The sequence below is a fragment of the Tractidigestivibacter scatoligenes genome, assembly GCF_001494635.1.
Taxonomy (GTDB): domain Bacteria; phylum Actinomycetota; class Coriobacteriia; order Coriobacteriales; family Atopobiaceae; genus Tractidigestivibacter; species Tractidigestivibacter scatoligenes.
Genome location: NZ_LOJF01000009.1, coordinates 509,156 through 528,206 on the forward strand (window position 1 = coordinate 509,156; position 19,051 = coordinate 528,206).

Genomic DNA, 19,051 nt, shown 5'->3' on the forward strand with positions numbered 1-19,051 from the left:
AATGAGACAAAGGGAAACTCCCTTTGTCTCACTACGCCATGGCGCTGCGGACCATGGCTGCGAAGCTGTCGGCCTTGAGCGAAGCACCGCCGACGAGCGCGCCGTCAACGTCCTCCTTCTCAAGGAAGCCGCCCACGTTCTCGGGCTTGGCGGAGCCGCCGTAGAGGATGCGGATGCCGTCGGCCGTCTCCTGGCCAAAGATCTCGGCCAGGGTCTTGCGGATGGCGCCGCAGACCTCCTCGGCGTCGTCAGCCGTGGCGGTCTTACCAGTGCCGATGGCCCAGATGGGCTCGTAGGCAACAACGTACTTGGAGGGGTCATCGATCGTGAGACCCTCGGTGTCCTTCTTGATCTGCTCGACCACAAACTCGACGTGCTTGCCGGCCTCGCGGACCTCGAGGGACTCGCCGCAGCAGGAGATGGGGACAATGCCGTGGGCCATGAGGGCCTTAGCCTTCTTGTTAATGTCATCGTCCGTCTCGCCAAAGTAGCCGCGACGCTCGGAGTGGCCAATGATGCAGTAGGTGGCACCCACGGCAGTGATCATGTCGGGAGCGGTCTCGCCCGTGTAGGCGCCCTTCTCCTCCCAGTAGACGTTCTGGACGCCCACGGCGATGGGGGCATTGGCCTGCTGGATGACCTCGGCGACACCCTTGACGTCGATGGCAGGCGGGCAGACAACAACGTCCACCGAGCCGGTGCCGTCCTTGAGCTCGTCGACCAGACCCTGCGCGAGAACAACGCCCTCGTCGTAGGTCTTGTTCATCTTCCAGTTGCCAGCGATCATCCTGTTACGCATCGAGAAGCGCCTCCACTCCAGGAAGAGCCTTGCCCTCGACGAGCTCCATCGAGGCGCCGCCGCCCGTGGAGATCCAGCTCATCTTAGGAGCCAGGCCAAACTTGTTGATTGCGGCCACGGAGTCGCCACCACCGATGATGGAGGTGCCGCCGTTGGCCTTGACCTCTGCCACGGCCTCGGCAACGGCCTTGGTGCCGTCAGCGAACTCGTCCTTCTCGAAGACGCCCATGGGGCCGTTCCAGAAGACGGTCTTGGCGCCCTTGATGGCATCTGCGTAGAGCTCGCGGGTCTTGGTGCCAATGTCCATGCCCATGCGGTCATCGGGAATCTTGTCGGAGTCGACAACCTCCTTAACGGTGGGGTTGTCGAAGTCGTCGGTGACCACGTTGTCGAGCGGCAGAAGCAGCTTGACGCCCTTGTCCTTGGCCTTATCGAGAAGCTTCTTGGCCTCGTCGACGTAGTCAGGCTCCTGTAGCGAGGTGCCCACGGTGTAGCCCTTGGCCAGGAAGAAGGTGTAGGCCATGCCGCCGCCCACGATGAGGGTGTCGGCGGAGTCGATCAGGCGATCGAGCACGGTAATCTTGGAGGAAACCTTGGAGCCACCCACGATGGCGACGAACGGACGCTCGGGCTCGGCGAAGATCGACGTGAGGGTGTCGACCTCCTTCTCGAGCAGGAAACCGGCGACAGCGGGGATGTAGGCGGCGGGACCGACCACGGAGCCCTGCGCACGGTGCGCGGTGCCGAAGGCGTCGAGCACGAAGATGTCGCCGTAGGAGGCGAGCTTCTTGGCGATCTCGGGGTCGTTCTTCTTCTCGCGCTTGTCGAAGCGGACGTTCTCGAGCACCAGAATGTCGCCAGGCTTGACCGCGGCCACGGCAGCAGCGGCCTTCTCGCCGTAGGTGTCGTCGACGAACTTCACGTCATAGCCGGTGAGCTCGGCGAGCTTCTCGGCGGCAGGCTTGAGCGAGAGCTCGGGCTCGGGGCCGTCGCCCTTGGGGCGACCGAGGTGGCTCATGAGCACGATGCCAGCACCGTGCTCCTTGAGGTACTTGATGGTGGGGATGGCGGCCTTGATGCGCGTGTCATCGGTGACAACGCCATCCTTCAGGGGCACGTTGAAGTCGACGCGCTCGAGGACGCGCTTGCCCTCGACGTCGATGTCGCGAACGGTCTTCTTGGTGAAAGCCATGTTCACTCCTTATTGTCGATACGTGCAAAAAATAGGGGCGCGGCCGCGGCCCGAAAGCTGCAAACCGCGCCCCATAGTTACCTCACCGAAGCGTCGACTAGGCGACGAACTTCTCGAAGTACTTGATGGTGCGGACCATCTGAGAGGTGAAGGAGTTCTCGTTGTCGTACCAAGAGGTGACCTGGACGAGGCTCTGGCCGTTGCCAAGCGGGTTGACCATGGTCTGGGTGGCGTCGAAGAGCGAGCCGTAGGTCATGCCGACGATGTCGCGAGAAACGATCTGGTCCTCGTTGTAGCCAAAGGTCTCGGGGATCTGCTCAGAGTAGGCCTTCATCGCGGCGTTAACGCCCTCGACGGTGACCTCCTTGTTGACCACGGCGTAGAGGTTGGTGAGGGAGCCGGTGGGCGTAGGAACGCGCTGAGCGGCGCCGATGAGCTTGCCGTTGAGCTCGGGGAGCACGAGGCCGATGGCCTTGGCAGCACCAGTGGTGTTGGGGACGATGTTCTCCGCGCCGGCGCGGCTACGACGGAAGTTGCCCTTGCGCTGCGGGCCGTCGAGGATCATCTGGTCGCCGGTGTAGGCGTGGATGGTGGTCATGATGCCAGAGACGATGGGGGCGTAGTCGTTCAGGCCCTTGGCCATAGGAGCGAGGCAGTTGGTGGTGCAGGAAGCGGCGGAGATGATGTCGTCGTCGGCGGTCAGCGTCTCGTGGTTGACGTTGTAGACGATGGTCTTGAGGTCAGAGCCCGCGGGAGCGGAGATGACGACCTTCTTGGCGCCAGCGTTGAGGTGGGCCTGGGACTTGGCCTTGGAGGTGTAGAAGCCGGTGCACTCGAGGACGACATCGACGCCGAGCTCGCCCCAAGGCAGGTTGTTGGCGTCTGCCTCCTTGTAGATCTTGATGGTCTTGCCGTCGACGGTGATGGAGTCCTCACCAGCGGTGACCTCGTGATCGCGGGAGTAGTTGCCCTGCGTGGAGTCGTACTTCAGCAGGTAGGCGAGCATCTCGGGAGAGGTAAGATCGTTGATGGCGACGATCTCGGAGCCCTCGTGACCGAACATCTGACGGAACGCCAGGCGACCGATGCGACCGAAGCCGTTGATTGCAACCTTAACTGCCATGCTTTCTCCTTTCGAGTGGCCGACGGGGCCTCCCCCCGACTGACCATGTAACAACGCCGAAACGTCATTGCTAGGGACATTCTACCGCACGTTTGCCAATCTAAAACGACTAATCCGCAACGCTGGCAAAATTGTGGAAGCTTTCCTGCGCAAAATATAGTATGGGATGCAATCTACCTTGGCTTTTATGAGATAGAACGTCGATTTTCTGATGTGGAAACGTTCTCAGTTCTTCTCGGAAGCCCCCTCGTCTCCCACGATCTGCTCCAGCCTGAGCAACCGGTGGTACATGGCAGACTTTGACGCAGGCGGGTCGAAGGTCTCGCCAAGCGCCGCAAGCGAGAGCTCGGGATGTTCTCTGCGCGCGGTGCAGAACTCGCGCACCGCAGGGGGGAGGTGCGAGATACCCACAAGTTCGTCCGCACGGTCGATGAGCTCGAGCTGCGCCACGGCAGCCGAAGACGAGCGCGCCTGGTTGGCAACCTCGGCGTTGACACGACGGTTGACGTCGTTCTTGACCGACTTTCTCGCCCGCGCCACCTCGACCACGCGCGCCATGCGTTGGGCGCCCATCACGCGCAGGAGGCACAGCACATCGTCGAAGCTCTTGAGGTAGAGCGCATACGCGCCGCGGCGCCGGTTAATACGGACGGAGGCGCCCAGCGTGGAGATGACGTCTGCCAGGCCGCGGGCGAACTCCTCCCCCGTCACCGCAATCTCGAGGTGGAAGTCGCCGCGGGGGTCGGCTATGAAGCCGCCCGCCATGAAGGCACCGCGCACAAAAGCGCAGCGCGCCTCTCGCGTCTTGAGAAGCCCCTCGGGAACCCCAAGCGCAATGCCATGGCCGGGGACGAGAATGCCCAGGCTGGTGAGGTCGTTGGCCAGGCGGTCCTGCTCGGGCATCTCGATGAGGTAATTTCTCGTTTTGTGGAGAACCGAGCGGCGCACGGTGAGCGAGGTCTCGAGGTCGAACACGCGGTGCGTGAGCTTGATGACGGTGCGGGCCACGGCGCCCGTCTCGGTGGCAATGCGGATGGAGTAGCGCCCCGAGCCGTGGAAGCTCATGGTGCCGCAGACGCGGACGAGTGCCGAGAGCTGCGCAAGCTCGGCCATGCGCGTGGTGGGCTCGATACGCGAGAGCTCGTCTTTTACCTGGGCGGTGAAGGACATGGGCTACCTCTCGCCTGTGGCCGCGTCCTGCGCAGCCGCAGCGACCGCCTCCGGAAGGTCGCGGTGAAAGAGGTTCACGCGATAGCCCTGCGCCTTGAGGTGGGCTGCCGTGGCATTGGCGATGGCAACGCTTCTGTGCTGGCCGCCCGTGCAGCCAACGGCGATGGACAGGCGCGCCTTACCCTCGGCGACGTAGCCCGGCATGGCCACGTCGAGCAGGCGCAGCCATGCGTCCATGAAGTCGCGCGTAATCTTGTTGTCCATCACGAAGCGCGCGACCTTCTCGTCATTGCCCGTGAGGTGGCGCATCTCTGGGTCGTAGAAGGGGTTGGGCAGGAAGCGCACGTCGATCATGAGGTCCGCCTCGGAGGGCATGCCGTGCTTGAAGCCAAACGAGAAGACGTTCACGTCGAGGAGCTGCTGCTCGGTGAGCTCGGAGAAGGCCGCGTTGAGGCGGGCCCTGAGGGATGCGGTGCGCATGCGGCTGGTGTCGATGACGAGGTCGGCCATCGTGCGGGCGTCCTTGAGCTGCCGGCGCTCGCGCTTGATGGCGTGCTCGACGGACTCGCCGGGCACAGCAAGCGGGTGGCGGCGGCGGTTCTCGTTGTAGCGGCGCATGAGGACCTCGTCGGAGGCGTCCAGAAAGAGGAGCTTGCAGGAGAGCTCGTGCTCGCCGAGCTGACGGATGGTGTCCGTGAGCTCGTCGAAGAGGCCCTGGCTTCGCAGGTCACAGGTCACGGCCAGGTGGCGGCCCACACCAGAGTTGATGCCCACGAGGTCCGCAAGCTGTGGGACCAGACGCGGAGGGAGGTTGTCGATGCAGAAGTAGCCCATGTCCTCGAAGCAGTGCAGAGCCTGGGTGCGACCCGAGCCGGACATGCCCGTGATGATCACGATGTCGGGGACGCGGTCGCGGCTCTCGGCGTCCCGCATGGTCTGGCCGGTGGTCTCGTCTGGCATTCGTCCCTCCTTCGCTCTTGGTGACAACTGCATCAAGTATAGGGGTTGACGCCCGGCTGGGGTGGCGGTCTGGGTGCCGTTGCTCCCCCGGGTCCGCGCTTCTCGTCCAGGGGTTCTCGGCGGGCGGGGTTCTCGTCCAAGGGTTCTCGGCGGGCGGGGCGCACGCCTCACCATCGAAGCTCTCGCGCGGGATTATTGCGCGTTATTTCTCGAAAATTTGAGCTTATCTGGGCAAATATGCTCAGACCTAGGAAAAACGTGCAATAAGTTCTGCCGCAGAGAAGTGCCATGGGTTGAAATGGTGCCCGTTGCCAACATGTGCCCAGGTCAGACATGGCGTTCGCTGAGAGTGTGAATCCATATTGGAGATGGAGCCTTTGCCTTCAGCGCCCGATTGCTCTCGTCCGATCCCAAACCCTAACTTCATGTTCCTCTGTTCCGAAATTATTGCGCGATATTTCTTGGAAATTTTGGGCTTATTTGGGCAAACGTACTTAGGCCGAGGAGAAACGCGCAATAAATTGCCGAGATGCAGCAGTGCCGTCCTTAGAGACGCGCTTTTGATAAGGGGCTCTCGCTAATGGCGGCGTTCTGGATGGGGATAGCGTGTCTCTCCCCGCCTTTGGTCCATCTCGCCTCGCGGAGTTTTGCTCCTTTTCTTAATCCAGTTGGCCGCCACCTGGGCAAACGCAACCGCCGTTTAAGAAAAGGAGCTATTCTCCGCTGGTCCGGGGGGTCTCGGGGGTCCGGGGGTCCGGGGGTCCGGGGGTCCGCTGGTCCGGGGGGTCTCGGGGGTCCGGGGGTCCGGGGGTCCGCTGGTCCGGGGGGTCCGGGGCGCCGGAAGCAGCGTTACCGCAGAGATTGCGTACGAAATCGCCCTTCCGGCGCGGAATTGGCGCCGGAAGGCACGTTATCGCAGCTACTTCGTACGAAATCGCCCCTCGGGCGAGAAATTCTCGCCCGAGCATGGGTTTTGGACGGGATTCCGTACAAAACCTTCGCTCAGGCGGCATTTTCTCGCCGAAGGGCGCATTTCTGCAGCCAGCACCTATGCGCGCTCCTCGGGGTAGACCACACCCCACTCGCGGCGCAGGCGGGTCATGATCTGCATGACGTCCGCGGCATAGTCGATGAGGCCAGCCGAACGGGCGTCGCCAGCAACCGCACGCTCGAGGTCGGCGATCTCGTAGCACAGCGCATAGCCCGAGCGACCCGCGTGCACCTCCTCGCGGCGGCCGTCCTCCGTCCACACGATGGTCGCGACGTCGGCGCGGGGATAGTCCATAACCTCAACATAGCAGCAATCAAAGCTCAGGACCGCGCGCTTGGGCTGCTTAGAATGGAGCGTGAGCGAAAGAACGCCCATCTGCCCCTCCTTGTTGCGGCACACGATGCCCGAGGTCTGGTCCACGCCCGTCGACGCCAAGTTGGCGAGAGAGACAACCTCCGTGGGCTGACTAGCCATGAAGAGTCTCATGAGCGAGAGCGCGTAGACACCGATGTCAAGCATCGCGCCGCCCGCCAGCTTTGGGTTGTAGAAGCGGTTGGTGAGGTCGCCGTACTCCTTGTAGCTGCCAAAGTTGAGCTGCGCCAGGTTCATAGCACCAAACTCGCCCGCGTTGGCGCGGCGGAGAAGCTCCTGGTAGAGCGGCATGTGCAGGATGGTCGTGGCATCCATGAGCACCACGTTGTTCTCGCGTGCAAGCGCACGGGCCTCGTCGAGCTCCTCGGAGTTGAGCGTGATGGACTTCTCGCAGAGGACGTGCTTGCCCGCCGCGAGGGCGCCGCGCAGGTAGCGGATGTGCGTGTTGTGCGGCGTGGTGATGTAGATGGCGTCCACGTCGGGGTCCTGGTAGAGCTCCTCGACCGAGTTATACACGCGCTCCACGCCGTAGCGCTCGGCGAAGGCCTCGGCCTTCTCACGCGTGCGGTTGGCAACGCCGCGGAGGTGGCGGCCGGAGAGAGCAAGCGAGGTCGCCATCTGGTTGGCAATCACGCCGCAACCGATGACCGCCCAGGAGAGCTGCGGCGCCGTGTAGATGTCTGTGGGGAAGGGCTCGCCTGTGACCTCGGCAAACGCTGCCTTTGCGGCGGCTGCCGCATCGAGCGGGGCCGCGGTTCCAGACCCGTTGTTCTCTGCCATACGCTTCTCCTCTCTTGTGGCCGCTAGGGCCGGGTTACTACCGTCTGCCAGGAATGCCCTACGCCTCGATGGCTGCCTTGAACCAGCTGGTGATGCTCGTGGGGTGCGTGATCGCGGTACCCGAGACCACGGCCCACGCGCCAGCGTCGATGGCCGCGCGCGCATCCGCCGGGGTGTGGACGTGGCCCTCGCAGATCACGGGGAAGCCGGGGAACTCCTTGGCGGCCTCGGCGAGAAGGGCGAGGTCGGGACCATCGTCCAGCGTGGTGTCGATTGCGGGCTTCTTGTGCGAGAGCGTGGTGGACGCGATGTCGCAGCCGCAGGCAACGCCGCGACGGATGTCCTCGATAGTCATGCAGTCGGCCATGACGATGGTCTCGCACTGAGCGCGCAGGTCGCGGACGGTCTCCTCGAAGGTGCGGCCATCAGGGCGAGGGCGGTCGGTGGCGTCGATGGCCACCACGTCAGCGCCGGCGTTCACGCAGGCCACGGCATGGCGCAGCGTGGGCGTGATGTAGACACCGTCGTGGCCCTCCTTCCAGAGGCCGATGATGGGAATCTCAACGCGCCCCTTGATGGCGGCAATGTCCGAGAGGCCCTGGCAGCGGATCGCTGCGGCACCGCCCAGCTCGCAGGCGCGGGCGATCTGGGCCATGGTCTCCGGGTGGCGCATGGGTTCTCCGGGATACGCCTGGACGCTCACGATGAGCTTGCCCTTGAGGGACTGGACGAGCGGATTGACAGCCATGGAAGTTCCTCTCCTCGCGGCCACCACGGTCGCGCCACTGTTGATTAGGCTAGCCCTAACGCGCCTTCTCCGCCACCGTCTGGGCCTCCTCGTCCCAAGCACGCAGGGCGTCAAAGACCGCCTGCGCCACATCGGCGGGCACACCCGGAACCTGGGCGATGTCCTCCACGCTCGCGGCACGCAAGCGCTTGAGCGAGCCAAAGCGACGCATGATGGCCCGCTTGCGTTTGGGACCCACGCCCGGCACGTCATCGAGCATCGAGACGGTCATGGCCTTGTCGCGCAGCTCGCGGTGGAAGGTGATGGCAAAGCGGTGCGACTCGTCGCGCACCTGCTTGATGAGGTAGAGCGAGGCCGAGCCCGAGGGCAGCACCACGGGTGTCTCGTCCCAGGGGACAAAGACCTCCTCGTCCGACTTGGCAAGGCCGCACACCGGAATGTCGAGCCCCAACGAGGAGAGCTGCTCCATGGCAGCCGTGAGCTGGGGCTTGCCGCCATCGACCACCAGCAGGTCCGGGCACGAGCCAAAGCGCTCGTCGGCCATGCGCTCGGGCGCGTAGCGCCGGGCGAGAACCTCTGACATGCTCACGAAGTCGTTCGCCTCGGTGAGCGGCGTCTGGATCTTGAAGCGCCGGTACTGGGACTTGTCGGGACGACCGTTCGTGAAGACGACCATGGAGGCAACCGTGAAGTGGCCGTGAAGCGTCGAAATGTCGAAGCACTCGATGCGCATGGGCGGCGCGTCGAGGGCAAGCGCGCTCTCGAGCTGCAGCAGCGCCTGGTTGGTGCGGTCGTCCGCATAGCCCGTGCGCACCATGTAGCGCATGAGCGCATGGCGGGCGTTGGCGGTGGCCATGTCCAGGAGGTGGCGCTTCTCGCCGCGCTGCGGGCGATGGATGTGGCAGGCGCGCCCGCGCTTCTCGGCAAGCCATTCCGAGAGGAGCTCGGCGTCCGGCAGATCTACGTCCACGTTCACCTCGGAGGGGATGTCAGCTGTCTCGTCGTAGTAGCGCTTGAGGAAGCCGCCCTGCAGCTCGACCTCCCCCACGTCCGCGCCCTTGTCGAGAATGAACTCGACGGTGCGCACCGTGCGGCCCTCGCGCACCACAAAGACGCACGCTGCGCTGACGGTCTCCTCGCGGTAGAAGCCGATAAGGTCGAGGGAGACGTCCGAGGAGAACATGACCTGCTGGCGGTCGTCCAGGGCGTTCAGGCTCTCGAGGCGCGCCTTCAGGCGGCCCGCGCGCTCAAAGTCGAGGTCCGCGGCGGCCTCGCGCATCTGCTCCTCAACGGCCGAGACCACGTGCGAGCGGCGCCCGGCGAGAAAGTCCTCGACCTGGCGCACGTGCTTGGCATACTCGACGGTATCGATGGCGCCCACGCAGACGCCCGGGCCCTTACCCATGTGGTAGTCGAAGCAGGGCCGCCCCGTGCGGGCAAGCGCCAGGTTGGCCACGGCCGCCTCGTCAGGGCGGCGCTCCAGCTCGCGGCGACAGCGCTTCCACTCCGCGCACGTGGCTATGCAGATGGGGACAACCTTGCGCAGCGTGTCGATGGTGTCGCGCGCGGCGTGGGCGTCGGTGTAGGGGCCAAAGTAGCGCGTGCCCTTGCGGTGGTGCTCGCGCGTGTACTTGATGGCCGGGAACACGTCCGACTCGGTGATGGCGATGTAGGGGTAGCTCTTGTCGTCCTTGAAGTCCACGTTGAAGTACGGGTGGTACTGGGCGATGAGGTTGCGCTCGAGCACGAGGGCCTCGTGCTCGGAGCCCACCACGATGTAGTCGAACGACCTCACGACCTGCATCATGAGGGGGATCTTGTCACGGTCGTCCTGGAGCGTCACGTACTGGCGCAGGCGGGCGCGCAGGTTCTTGGCCTTGCCCACGTAGACAACCTGCCCGCGCGCGTCCTTCCAGAGGTAGCAGCCGGGGTCCGTAGGCGCGTCGTCCACCTGGCGACGCAACTCGGGCAGACTCTCGTCAAGCGAGCGCGCGTCATCGAAGTCGGGGCGGGCTCCGGGGTCACGGATTGTCATGGCACGCGATTCCCTTCCGCACGGGCCATACCTTCGCAGAGCATGCGATACGTCTCCCCTCGGCACCAAAAGGACACTTCAACAGTAGGAGTAGTATAAGGTGCGTTTGCAAAACGCACGTGGTTCCCATTTAAGCTAGGAGATGCAATGGCCTTACCCGATTTCGTCCCTCTCATCCTGGGGGGCGACATTGGCGCATACGCGCTTGGCCGCGAGTTCCACGAGGCATGCGGGGTTCGCAGCATATGCGCTTCTCAAGGTCCCATCGACGCCATCACGAAGTCTCGCATCTTTGAGTGCACAAGCGTCAGCAGGCTTGATGACGCCGAGGTCGAGCGCGTGGTGCGTGAGACGGCAGCCGCCCACGCAGACCAGAAGGTCCTTCTCATCACCAACCTCGAATCTGTGGTGGGCTGCGTCTGCCGCCTGGAGGCACGCCTACCGGAAAACGTGGTGACCCCCACCCCATCCCTCGAGTCCGTGGAGGCGCTTGCCCACAAGGACCGCTTCATCCGCCTCTGCCGCGAGCGGAACCTTCCCACCCCCGCAACAGAGATCGTTGACCTTTCCGATGGCACCGCTATTTTGCCGAGCAAGATCGCCTTTCCCGTTGTTGCCAAACCGTCCTTCTCGGCAGAGTACGCCCCGTTCATCGCCCAGGGGTTCCGGAAGGTCTACCTCATGCACAGCCAGGCAGAACTCGACGAGCTTTGGGAGAAGCTGCGCTCGGCAGGATTCGCAGGCACCTTCCTGGTTCAGGAGTTTGTCCCCGGCGATGACACCATGAACGAGACCGTCACCGTCTACGTGACGCACTCTGGGCGTATCAGCCTGCTCTCGGGAGCCCGCACTATTCTCAACGACCACTCACCCAGCCTGATGGGAAACTCCGTGGCAATGCTCACGCAGGAGGTGCCAGAACTATACGACCAGGTGAGCCGGCTCCTCGAGGGCATGGACTACCACGGCTACGCATGCGTTGACGTAAAGCGCGACCCGCGTGATGGGCGGGCACTCTTCCTTGAGATAAACCCCCGTGTTGGGCGCAACTCCTACTACGTAAGCGCCGCGGGCGAGAATCCCATGGGCCACTGCATCGAAGAGCTTGTCTTTGGCCGAGAGCCCAAGGAGGTGCGCACCTCGCGCGAGGCCCTCTACACGCTTGTCCCCCGCGGCCTTCTCAGGCGCTACCTCACCGATAATTCCCTATACAAGCGAGTCGAGAATGCATGCCGTGCCGGTCTTGTCTTCGATCCTCAACGCTACGCGCATGACAAGGGCGCATCGCGCATGCTGAGCGTTTCTCTCACCGAGCTTAACCAATACCGGAAGTTCGCAAAATACTACCCCGAGCAAAGCAGTTCGAGCTTCTAGGCGTTTGGCAAAGACCATTTGTATGACGTTAGGGAAATTGAATGAACACGTGCGGTTTGGCTGACGAGACATTATTATTGTTCGATGTGATTCCCCGGTGGCGCAGTGGTAGCGCAGCTGACTGTTAATCAGCGTGTCGCAGGTTCGAACCCTGCCCGGGGAGCCAGACCGCAATGCGGGGCCGGCGCTTTTTCGTCGGCCCCGTTTTCATGTTCACCCCAGCAGAGGTGGGTGACAGTCGGCACGCGAGAAGGAGACGTCAGGTGGCACACTTCCTGCAATCAGAGGCATGGGCACGCTTCCAGCAGAGCCTGGGCGAGCGCGTTACCAGGCGCGTAGGCGAGGACTGGAGCTTCCTTGGCGTCGAGGAAACGCAGGTCTTTGGCCCGTTTCACACAAAGCGCCTCTATGCGCCATATGGGCCGAGCTTCTCGGGCCCTGAGGCACTCCAGCCGGCACTCGAGCAGTTCGAGCTCAACGCCCGCCAGATGGGCGACGTCTTTGTGCGCGTCGAGCCCATGGGCACCTCGCCGGAAGTTGAGAAGGACGCATGCGAGAAGCTCGAGTCCCTTGGGTATCACCGCGTAAGTCACCTCCTGCCAGAGGACACGTGGCGCATAAACGTCACCGTTGGTCGAGACGCCCTGCTCAAGGGCATGGACAAGTCCAACCGCAAGCGCTATCGCCAGGCAGCCGGCAAGGGCATTGAGATTCGCACGTCCACCAACCCGGAAGACATTCCGCTGCTCACCAAGCTCATGAGCGACGTAGAGGAGAGGGACGGCATAACGCTTCGCGACACCGACTACCTCAAGAAGGAGGCCGCCTCGCTCTTCCCCACCGGAAACGGCCGACTGTATCTTGCGGTGCTGCATGAGAGGGATGCCGATGGCAACCCCACCGGCGAGGAGCGCGTGATTGCCGCCAACTTTGTCTTCCTCGATGACGACTGTTGCTACCTCATCCACAACGGCGCAGACAGCAACTACTTCAAGACCGGCGCAAACGTAGCAATGCAGGTGCAGATTGTGCTCGATGCCGCCGAGGAGGGCCGAACGTGGTGCGACTTCCACGGGATGGCACCCGAGGGCGCCGGCCCAGAGCACCCCTGGTACGGGTTCACCAAGTTCAAGCAGTCCTTTGGCGGAGAGGCGCGCCACTACCTTGGCACCTGGGAGAAGCCCATCAAGCAGGCGCACTACGCCGTCTACGACCTTGCCCGAAAGGTGATTGCGCACAAGTAGGTTTGCGGCGCCCCTAAAACGAGCTCTCGGTTGGCCTTGGGTAGTAGCGGCGGAACTTACGCAGCTGGTTCCACTCCGTGAGATCGACGTCCAAGCGGCGGCGCAGGCTCATGTCAGGCGCGTAGCGCTGGGGGTCAACCCGACGGCCGTCACGGATGAGGCCCCGCACTTCTGCTGCAAGCGTACTGTCGGTGAGGTAACGCATGAGCAGGCAGTCCGGCACAAGCGAGTACAGGCAGGGGTTCTCGGCACACACAAGAGGGCAATTCTCGCCATCTACAAGATCGGCAACCATGATCTGCATGGGATTGGCTCCCGCGCCAACAACGTAGTAGGAGTTGCGCCCTACACGGGGGTTGAGCTCGAAGAAGAGCCACTCCCCCGTTGCAGGGTCTCGCTTCATGTCAACCTCCGCGAAGCCCGTGTAGCGCAGGTCCTGAAGAAGACCGGCGACCTTCTCAACCATGTTGGGCATAGGGCGAGAGACCATGGCTACAGAGTTGCCGCGCATGGTGGGCGCATGGTCCTCGAGCAGGGTCTGGGCGGCCGAGAAGAGGCGCAGGGAGCCCGCGGCGTCAACGTAGAGCGTGAGCGCACCCATGTGGGTGTCGTCACCGCCAATGAGCTCCTGGACAAGGAAGTCGCCAGAAAAGCCGGCGGCTCGAAGCGAGGCCCAGAGATCATCAAGTTCTGCCTGGGAGTTCATGCGGTAGACCTTTCGGAACCCCTTTGAGAAAAGGTGGCTGTAGCCAGCGGAACGGGCCGCCTTCGCGACAACCGGAAAGCGTATCTGGGTAGGTGGGATGGCATTGCTGCCCGCAAGACGCACGATCTCGGTCCGTGGTGTTGGAAGGCCATGAGCCTCGCAAAGGGACATGAACTCAGACTTGTCGCAAGCCCGGGAAAATGCCTCCCGAGTAGGAATGGGCAGGACGAACTGGGACGGGAGCTCGTCGCGAATAGCCTCGAGAGCCTCTGCAAGGGCATCGGTGGAGACGACGATGGGCATGCGCGCGCCAGGTGCGCTCGAAGCAAGCTCCAGCAGGGCGTGCAGGAGCTGATTGGGCGCGAACGACGGCAGCAGGTGCTTCTCGAGAATGCGCGAGTGCTCAACGGCGGCAGCGAAACCGGTGCCCAGTATTGCCGATCGAACGCCAAACGCCTCGTGAAACTCCCGGGCATAGGCGTGGCAGGAAATGTCCCCACCAAGAATGACGGGGAGAAGGTCAGACCTTGACTGGGCCATTGTCATGAGAAAATACCCAACTACCGATGTGAGTGACGGAGGTGCTGCAGGCGCACGAGGGCGCCGTAGAAGGCAGTGCGCACGGGCACGTCGCGGTCGGGGGCAACGTGGACGAGTTCCTTCGAGAACTTTGTCTTGAACTCGTTGAGGCCCATAAGCTGAGGCGCAATCTCCGAGCCAACGGCCATGAGGTCATAGCGCTCGACCCCTGCCTCCCCAAGTGACTCTGCCTCGAAGAGCACGAGACGCTCACCAACGTGCTGTCGCATGGTGGCATTCTTCGACGCCGCGTAGTAGCGCATCGCAACCTTGCCGCTAATGGTGACAATCGACCAGGCGCAGAGCTCGCCGTCGATGCGCGCGGCAAACACGCGGGCGCGCTTGGGACCAAGTGTGGCAAGCAGCCGCTCGTAGTCTCCACAGGGAGCTGGCGCAAAGCCGTCGCGCGCGCCCGTCTCGACCATGATCTGGTAGTACGGAGCAAAGTCCGCAGCGGCGAGGTCGGTCTCATCCGCAACTTCAGCTGGGCATTCACGCAAAGACTTGCGCACGTCACGACGGCCACGCGGCTTCATGCGCGAAAGAATGCCCTCCTCGCCGCCTTCGGTCTGGATAACGACGGTTGTGTCGTAGGGAATCGTGGAAAGCGTATGACAGGCAAAGTCTACGTCCGCATCCACTGCCAGGCGAAGGAAAACAACCTTGCTATCGCGGGTGTGAACGTAGCTGCGAAGCGCCTCGAGCGCCTCGGCCTCTTCGCTGGGGGTCGGAGCCTCGAACCAGATGGGCCCATGATGTGAGCGCAGGTAATGGAAGCGATGGGTGAGGTAGTCCATGAAGGCCGCAACGGCAACAACATCGCCGTTACGCTCGATGGCAATGCAGCCCCAAGGGCTGCGCCCGGGAATGCCAGACTCATACTCTGACCAGGCCTTTGTTTGCTCTATGGGGACGTCAACGTTCTGGGCCGCCAAAAGCGACTCGAACTCAGACCAGTCAATCTCTCTCACGTGAAAAGCCATCATTGCCCCCTCCGCTAATGGCGACGAGCGTCAAGCTCGCCCGCCAGCTCGTCGAGAGTGATGCCGTACTTCTCGGCAACAACGAGTATGTGGTAGAGGAGGTCTCCCATCTCGTAGCGTATGTGGTCATGGTCCTCGTCCTTGCAGGCCATGATGATCTCCGACGACTCCTCCGCAAGCTTTGAGAGCAGCTTGTCGCCCTTCTCGGGCGTGAGGAGACGCGCTGTATAAGACTCCTCCGGAGTCGCTGACGTGGCCCGCTGGTGGATGACGGCGGCGAGCCCCTCCAGGGTCTCCCCGATGTTTCCGTCCTTCACGTTTGCGGTTCTGACGCCCATTTGTTCTCCTTTGGTCTGTGCGAGCAACACGCTCAGTGTACGGCAAGGGTGTCTGCAGAATGTGCAGGCAACGTAGCGCCGGGTGCACTCAGGCGAGAGGGACCTCGCGGAAGAAGCAGCTACGGTGTCCCGTGTGGCAGGCTGGGCCGGGAGAGTCCACCACGTAGACGAGGGTGTCGGCGTCGCAGTCCACAAGGACGCGGCGCATCTGCTGCATGTTTCCGCTGGTGGCCCCCTTGTTCCACAACTCCTTGCGAGAGCGCGACCAGAACCAGCTGGTACGCGTCTTGAGGGTGAGGTCCAGGGCCTCGCGGTTTGCCCAGGCAACCATGAGCACCTCGCCCGAGCCCTCCTGTTGCACCACCACGGGGACGAGACCGTGGGCGTCAAAGCTCACGCAGGCGGGGAAGTTGTCGCAGGGCTGTGTGGGCTCGCCGGCATAGGTTGGCGAGACGTGTGACGCATCTGGCATGACTGTTGCTCCTTCTCAACTGATGGACCGCGTGAGACGTGCTAGAAGTCAAGCCTCACGGGAATGCCCTGGCTTGCCATGTACTCCTTCACCTGGCGCACCGTGTAGGTTCCAAAGTGGAATACGCTCGCAGCGAGAACGGCGTCGGCCTCACCCTCGATGATGCCCTCGGCAAAGTGTTCGAGCGTTCCCACGCCGCCCGAAGCAATGACGGGAATGCTCACCGCCCGGGAGACAGCACGAGTGAGCGGGATGTCGAAGCCGTCCTTGGTGCCGTCGCGGTCCATGCTCGTAAGAAGAATCTCGCCGGCGCCGCGGCGCGCAGCCTCCTCCGCCCACTCGACGGCGTCGATGCCCGTGGGGATGCGGCCTCCGGCGAGGTAGACCTCCCACTTGTCGCCAGGTCCTACCTGCTTGGCGTCGATGGCAACGACCACGGCCTGGCTGCCAAAGGCGCTGGCGGCACGCGTGATGAGGGTGGGGTCGCGCACGGCGGCCGAGTTGATGGAGACCTTGTCGGCACCAGCCGAAACCATCACGCGGCAGCCCTCGACGTCGCGGAAGCCGCCGCCCACGGTGTAGGGGATGTGCAGCTGGCTTGCCGCACGCGAGGCCAAATCCACTGTAGTGGAGCGGTCGTCTGAAGTTGCAGTGATGTCGAGGAAGACCACCTCGTCCGCGCCCTCCCGGTCGTACTTGGCAGCCAACTCCACGGGGTCGCCGGCGTCGCGCAGGTCGACGAAGTTGACGCCCTTAACAACGCGGCCGTCCTTGACGTCCAGGCAGGGGATGACCCTCTTTGTCAGCATGGTTACTTCCCTTCGGTGGGGGCCGCCGTGCTTGTCGCTGCGCTCGGCGCTCGCCGCCCCTGGGGCGGCTCGCTCGCTTCGCGACTCGCGCCGCGACAAGCGCGGCGGCCCGCAGTCGAAACCAATACGTTCAAGCGGTCATCCCCTGACTGGAGCCTGGGACCAGGGCCTGACCTTCTAGAAGAGCAAAGAACAGAAGCCAAGCGACGTTGTGCGAGGGCGCGCTACCTGCGGTGGGCCGCTCCGAGGTCTGCCGGCCCTCCTGCTAGGCGAATCGCGCAGCGAGCGAGCCGCCAAAGGCGGCGAGCGCTGAGCCGGGCAGGAGGGCCGGCAGACCCCACCGTCTACCCGCACGCGGCGAGAGCGTCCTCGAGCGTGAGCGCGCCCTCGTACAACGCGCGCCCCGTTATGCAGCCCTCGACCACCTGCGGGCCCAGCGCTGCGAGTGCACGCACGTCGTCCGCGCTAGCAATGCCGCCCGAGGCCACCACGGGAAAGCCCGCGACTTCGGCGATGTGCCTGTACGCCGCAGGATCGACACCCGTCTGCATGCCGTCGCGCGCGATGTCGGTAAAGACAAGGTGGCGAAAGCCCATCTCGGCAAGGCTGGAGACAAGGTCGTCCGCCGCAAGCGAGCCACCCTCGCGCCAGCCGTTCACGCGCACCACGCCGTCCTTCGCGGCGACATCCGCCACAGCCATGTCGCCAAACTCGCGCGCAGCCTGGCGGGCGAACGCAGGGTCGCGCACAAGCGCGGTGCCAATGGCGATGCGCCGCACGCCAAGCCCGGCAAGCCGGCGCATGGCTTCGAGGGAGCGTACGCCGCCACCGGCGTCGACCGAGAGCCCCTCGACCTGGCAGATGGCGCGTATCGCCTGGGCGTTTGCCTCGCGGGCGGCATCGTCCTCGCCGAGCGCGCTCGAAAGGTCTACCACGTGCACCCAACTGGCACCACGGACGAGAAAGTCTCGCGCCACAGAGGCTGGGCTATCCGAATAGACGTCCATGCGTGAGCGGTCACCGTTCGCAAGGCGCACCACACGGCCGCCCACCAGGTCGATTGCCGGGAAGAGGATCATCGGACGCCCCCAGCCCTCACGATGTCGACGAAGTTCGAGAGCACCACGAGGCCCGTGGCAGAGGACTTCTCGGGATGGAACTGCACGCCAAAGACGGGTCCCCGGGCAACGGCAGAGCCAAAGCTCCGCGCGTAGTGCGTACGGGCAGCAACCAGCGTGGGGTCGACATCGTCCGCCAGCGCGTAGGAGTGCGTGAAGTAGAAGTTCGCGCCGGAGGGCACGCCTCGCAGAAGCTGCGTTCTCTCGCCAACCTCGGTTGGGTAGACCTGGTCCCAGCCCACGTGCGGCACCTTGAGCCTGCCAGAGCGCAGCCGGGTGACCGAGCCGGCAAAGAAGCCCAGGCCGGCGACCCAGCGGTCGTCCCCGGGCGTGCCGGCGGCAACGGGCTCCTCGTTCTCGTACGGAAGGCCCCTCTCGCCCGAGCGCTCCTCGCCTCGCGAGAAGAGCAGCTGGAGCCCCAGGCAGATGCCCAGGAAGGGGACGCCGCGGCCGAGTGCGTCGAGAATGGCCTTACCCTGGCCGGACTCGTTCACGTACTCCATGGCGCTCTCAAAGCTGCCAACGCCAGGAAGCACCAGGCCAGAGGCCGCGGAGATGTCCTCGGGCGCGTCAGAGATGACCGCCTCGCCGCCCACGGCGGCAAGACCGTGCTGGACGGAGAGGAGGTTGCCCTTGTGGTAGTCGATGACGACGATCTTCGCGGATGCCATCAGAGCGCCCCCTTCGTAGACGGGATGCCCTCCACGCGCGGGTCCGGCTCGACGGCGACACGAAGCGCACGGGCGAACGACTTGAACGTAGCCTCGAGGATGTGGTGGGCGTTCTCGCCGGCAACCTCACGCAGGTGGACGGTCATGCCGGCATCACGCGCCAGCCCACAGAAGAACTCGTGCCCAAGCTCGGTGTCGAAGGTGCCCACCTTCTCGGGGCCAATGGGCACATCCCAGTAAAGCTCGCCGCGACCAGAGATGTCGACGGCTGCCATGACCAAGGCCTCGTCGAGCGGCACCAGCGCATCGCCATAGCGGCGGATACCGCGCTTGTCGCCCAGTGCCTGGCGCAGCGCCTGTCCCACCACGATGCCTGTGTCCTCTACGGTGTGGTGGTCATCCACCCAGGTGTCGCCCTTCACGTGCACCGTGAGGTCCACGAGCGAGTGGCGCGAGAGCGCCGTGAGCATGTGGTCAAAGAACCCCACGCCGGTAGAGATGTCCGAGATACCGGTGCCATCGAGGTTCACCGTGACCTCGATTGAGGTCTCGGCGGTCTGCCGAGAGACGCTTGCCACGCGTGCCAT

General features: G+C 63.8%; 18 protein-coding genes and 1 tRNA gene. 3 read left to right on the top strand and 16 right to left on the bottom strand.

The window, feature by feature from the left end; all coding sequences use genetic code 11:
- Positions 1–31 precede the first annotated feature (31 nt).
- From tpiA to uvrC, 8 genes are all read right to left on the bottom strand, one after another.
- Entirely contained in the window at positions 32–799 is a 768-nt protein-coding gene (gene tpiA, locus AUL39_RS06775) for a triose-phosphate isomerase (RefSeq protein ID WP_059054808.1), read from the bottom strand.
- Positions 792–1,991 carry a phosphoglycerate kinase gene (locus tag AUL39_RS06780; protein ID WP_059054809.1) on the bottom strand — a complete coding sequence of 400 codons (1,200 nt, stop codon included), beginning with the start codon at positions 1,989–1,991 and terminating at the stop codon, positions 792–794. Before AUL39_RS06780 ends, tpiA begins: the two co-directional genes overlap by 8 nt.
- A 97-nt stretch (positions 1,992–2,088) precedes the next feature.
- Positions 2,089–3,114 (bottom strand): type I glyceraldehyde-3-phosphate dehydrogenase, encoded by a 1,026-nt coding sequence (gap, locus tag AUL39_RS06785; protein WP_032111523.1) that lies wholly within the window; start codon positions 3,112–3,114, stop codon positions 2,089–2,091.
- A gap of 225 nt (positions 3,115–3,339) precedes the next feature.
- A complete protein-coding gene (gene whiA / locus AUL39_RS06790) occupies positions 3,340–4,284 on the bottom strand; it encodes a DNA-binding protein WhiA (protein WP_059054810.1) in 945 nt (314 codons plus the stop codon).
- A gap of 3 nt (positions 4,285–4,287) precedes the next feature.
- The gene (gene rapZ / locus AUL39_RS06795; RefSeq protein ID WP_059054811.1) at positions 4,288–5,244 is read right to left on the bottom strand and encodes an RNase adapter RapZ; all 957 of its coding nucleotides are present in this window, start codon (positions 5,242–5,244) and stop codon (positions 4,288–4,290) included.
- Positions 5,245–6,292: 1,048 nt separating this feature from the next.
- Positions 6,293–7,387: a Gfo/Idh/MocA family protein gene (locus AUL39_RS06800; RefSeq protein ID WP_082667295.1), complete on the bottom strand. Its 1,095-nt coding sequence runs from the start codon at positions 7,385–7,387 to the stop codon at positions 6,293–6,295.
- A gap of 58 nt (positions 7,388–7,445) precedes the next feature.
- Positions 7,446–8,135: an N-acetylmannosamine-6-phosphate 2-epimerase gene (locus AUL39_RS06805; RefSeq protein WP_059054812.1), complete on the bottom strand. Its 690-nt coding sequence runs from the start codon at positions 8,133–8,135 to the stop codon at positions 7,446–7,448.
- 55 nt (positions 8,136–8,190) lie between these two features.
- Entirely contained in the window at positions 8,191–10,170 is a 1,980-nt protein-coding gene (gene uvrC / locus AUL39_RS06810) for an excinuclease ABC subunit UvrC (RefSeq protein WP_059054813.1), read from the bottom strand.
- 147 nt (positions 10,171–10,317) lie between these two features.
- Between uvrC and AUL39_RS06815 the strand changes: the two genes are divergently transcribed.
- The 3 genes from AUL39_RS06815 to AUL39_RS06825 all read left to right on the top strand — a co-directional run bounded on the left by AUL39_RS06815 (position 10,318) and on the right by AUL39_RS06825 (position 12,788).
- A complete protein-coding gene (locus tag AUL39_RS06815; RefSeq protein ID WP_059054814.1) occupies positions 10,318–11,544 on the top strand; it encodes a carboxylate--amine ligase in 1,227 nt (408 codons plus the stop codon).
- A gap of 91 nt (positions 11,545–11,635) precedes the next feature.
- Positions 11,636–11,710, top strand: a tRNA-Asn gene (locus AUL39_RS06820).
- Positions 11,711–11,753: 43 nt separating this feature from the next.
- Positions 11,754–12,788: a lipid II:glycine glycyltransferase FemX gene (locus AUL39_RS06825; RefSeq protein ID WP_235810784.1), complete on the top strand. Its 1,035-nt coding sequence runs from the start codon at positions 11,754–11,756 to the stop codon at positions 12,786–12,788.
- Positions 12,789–12,801: 13 nt separating this feature from the next.
- Here AUL39_RS06825 and AUL39_RS06830 read toward each other — a convergent pair whose 3' ends face one another.
- The 8 genes from AUL39_RS06830 to hisB form a co-directional block, all read right to left on the bottom strand.
- Entirely contained in the window at positions 12,802–14,034 is a 1,233-nt protein-coding gene (locus tag AUL39_RS06830; RefSeq protein WP_235810785.1) for a carboxylate--amine ligase, read from the bottom strand.
- Positions 14,035–14,054: 20 nt separating this feature from the next.
- Positions 14,055–15,044, bottom strand: coding sequence for a lipid II:glycine glycyltransferase FemX (locus AUL39_RS06835; protein WP_235810786.1), 990 nt, complete (start codon positions 15,042–15,044; stop codon positions 14,055–14,057).
- Between the two features lie 26 nt (positions 15,045–15,070).
- Positions 15,071–15,394, bottom strand: a complete 324-nt coding sequence (hisE, locus tag AUL39_RS06840) for a phosphoribosyl-ATP diphosphatase (protein ID WP_059054818.1) — start codon at positions 15,392–15,394, stop codon at positions 15,071–15,073.
- Positions 15,395–15,482: 88 nt separating this feature from the next.
- On the bottom strand, positions 15,483–15,866 hold the full coding sequence (hisI, locus tag AUL39_RS06845) for a phosphoribosyl-AMP cyclohydrolase (protein WP_082667297.1): 384 nt from the start codon (positions 15,864–15,866) through the stop codon (positions 15,483–15,485).
- Between the two features lie 41 nt (positions 15,867–15,907).
- Complete coding sequence (hisF, locus tag AUL39_RS06850) at positions 15,908–16,675, bottom strand: imidazole glycerol phosphate synthase subunit HisF (protein WP_059054819.1); 768 nt, start codon at positions 16,673–16,675, stop codon at positions 15,908–15,910.
- Between the two features lie 344 nt (positions 16,676–17,019).
- Positions 17,020–17,754: a 1-(5-phosphoribosyl)-5-[(5-phosphoribosylamino)methylideneamino]imidazole-4-carboxamide isomerase gene (locus tag AUL39_RS06855; RefSeq protein WP_059054820.1), complete on the bottom strand. Its 735-nt coding sequence runs from the start codon at positions 17,752–17,754 to the stop codon at positions 17,020–17,022.
- Positions 17,751–18,464 (bottom strand): imidazole glycerol phosphate synthase subunit HisH, encoded by a 714-nt coding sequence (locus AUL39_RS06860; RefSeq protein WP_059054821.1) that lies wholly within the window; start codon positions 18,462–18,464, stop codon positions 17,751–17,753. Before AUL39_RS06860 ends, AUL39_RS06855 begins: the two co-directional genes overlap by 4 nt.
- Positions 18,464–19,051 (bottom strand): imidazoleglycerol-phosphate dehydratase HisB, encoded by a 588-nt coding sequence (hisB, locus tag AUL39_RS06865; protein WP_059054822.1) that lies wholly within the window; start codon positions 19,049–19,051, stop codon positions 18,464–18,466. The genes AUL39_RS06860 and hisB overlap by 1 nt, the downstream gene beginning before the upstream one ends.

Coding starts and splice junctions, on each gene's coding strand:
- tpiA (WP_059054808.1), bottom strand. CDS start 799: ATGCGTAACAGGATGATCGCTGGCAACTGGAAGATGAACAAGACCTAC.
- AUL39_RS06780 (WP_059054809.1), bottom strand. CDS start 1,991: ATGGCTTTCACCAAGAAGACCGTTCGCGACATCGACGTCGAGGGCAAG.
- gap (WP_032111523.1), bottom strand. CDS start 3,114: ATGGCAGTTAAGGTTGCAATCAACGGCTTCGGTCGCATCGGTCGCCTG.
- whiA (WP_059054810.1), bottom strand. CDS start 4,284: ATGTCCTTCACCGCCCAGGTAAAAGACGAGCTCTCGCGTATCGAGCCC.
- rapZ (WP_059054811.1), bottom strand. CDS start 5,244: ATGCCAGACGAGACCACCGGCCAGACCATGCGGGACGCCGAGAGCCGC.
- AUL39_RS06800 (WP_082667295.1), bottom strand. CDS start 7,387: ATGGCAGAGAACAACGGGTCTGGAACCGCGGCCCCGCTCGATGCGGCA.
- AUL39_RS06805 (WP_059054812.1), bottom strand. CDS start 8,135: ATGGCTGTCAATCCGCTCGTCCAGTCCCTCAAGGGCAAGCTCATCGTG.
- uvrC (WP_059054813.1), bottom strand. CDS start 10,170: ATGACAATCCGTGACCCCGGAGCCCGCCCCGACTTCGATGACGCGCGC.
- AUL39_RS06815 (WP_059054814.1), top strand. CDS start 10,318: ATGGCCTTACCCGATTTCGTCCCTCTCATCCTGGGGGGCGACATTGGC.
- AUL39_RS06825 (WP_235810784.1), top strand. CDS start 11,754: ATGTTCACCCCAGCAGAGGTGGGTGACAGTCGGCACGCGAGAAGGAGA.
- AUL39_RS06830 (WP_235810785.1), bottom strand. CDS start 14,034: ATGGCCCAGTCAAGGTCTGACCTTCTCCCCGTCATTCTTGGTGGGGAC.
- hisE (WP_059054818.1), bottom strand. CDS start 15,394: ATGGGCGTCAGAACCGCAAACGTGAAGGACGGAAACATCGGGGAGACC.
- hisI (WP_082667297.1), bottom strand. CDS start 15,866: ATGCCAGATGCGTCACACGTCTCGCCAACCTATGCCGGCGAGCCCACA.
- hisF (WP_059054819.1), bottom strand. CDS start 16,675: ATGCTGACAAAGAGGGTCATCCCCTGCCTGGACGTCAAGGACGGCCGC.
- AUL39_RS06855 (WP_059054820.1), bottom strand. CDS start 17,754: ATGATCCTCTTCCCGGCAATCGACCTGGTGGGCGGCCGTGTGGTGCGC.
- AUL39_RS06860 (WP_059054821.1), bottom strand. CDS start 18,464: ATGGCATCCGCGAAGATCGTCGTCATCGACTACCACAAGGGCAACCTC.
- hisB (WP_059054822.1), bottom strand. CDS start 19,051: ATGGCACGCGTGGCAAGCGTCTCTCGGCAGACCGCCGAGACCTCAATC.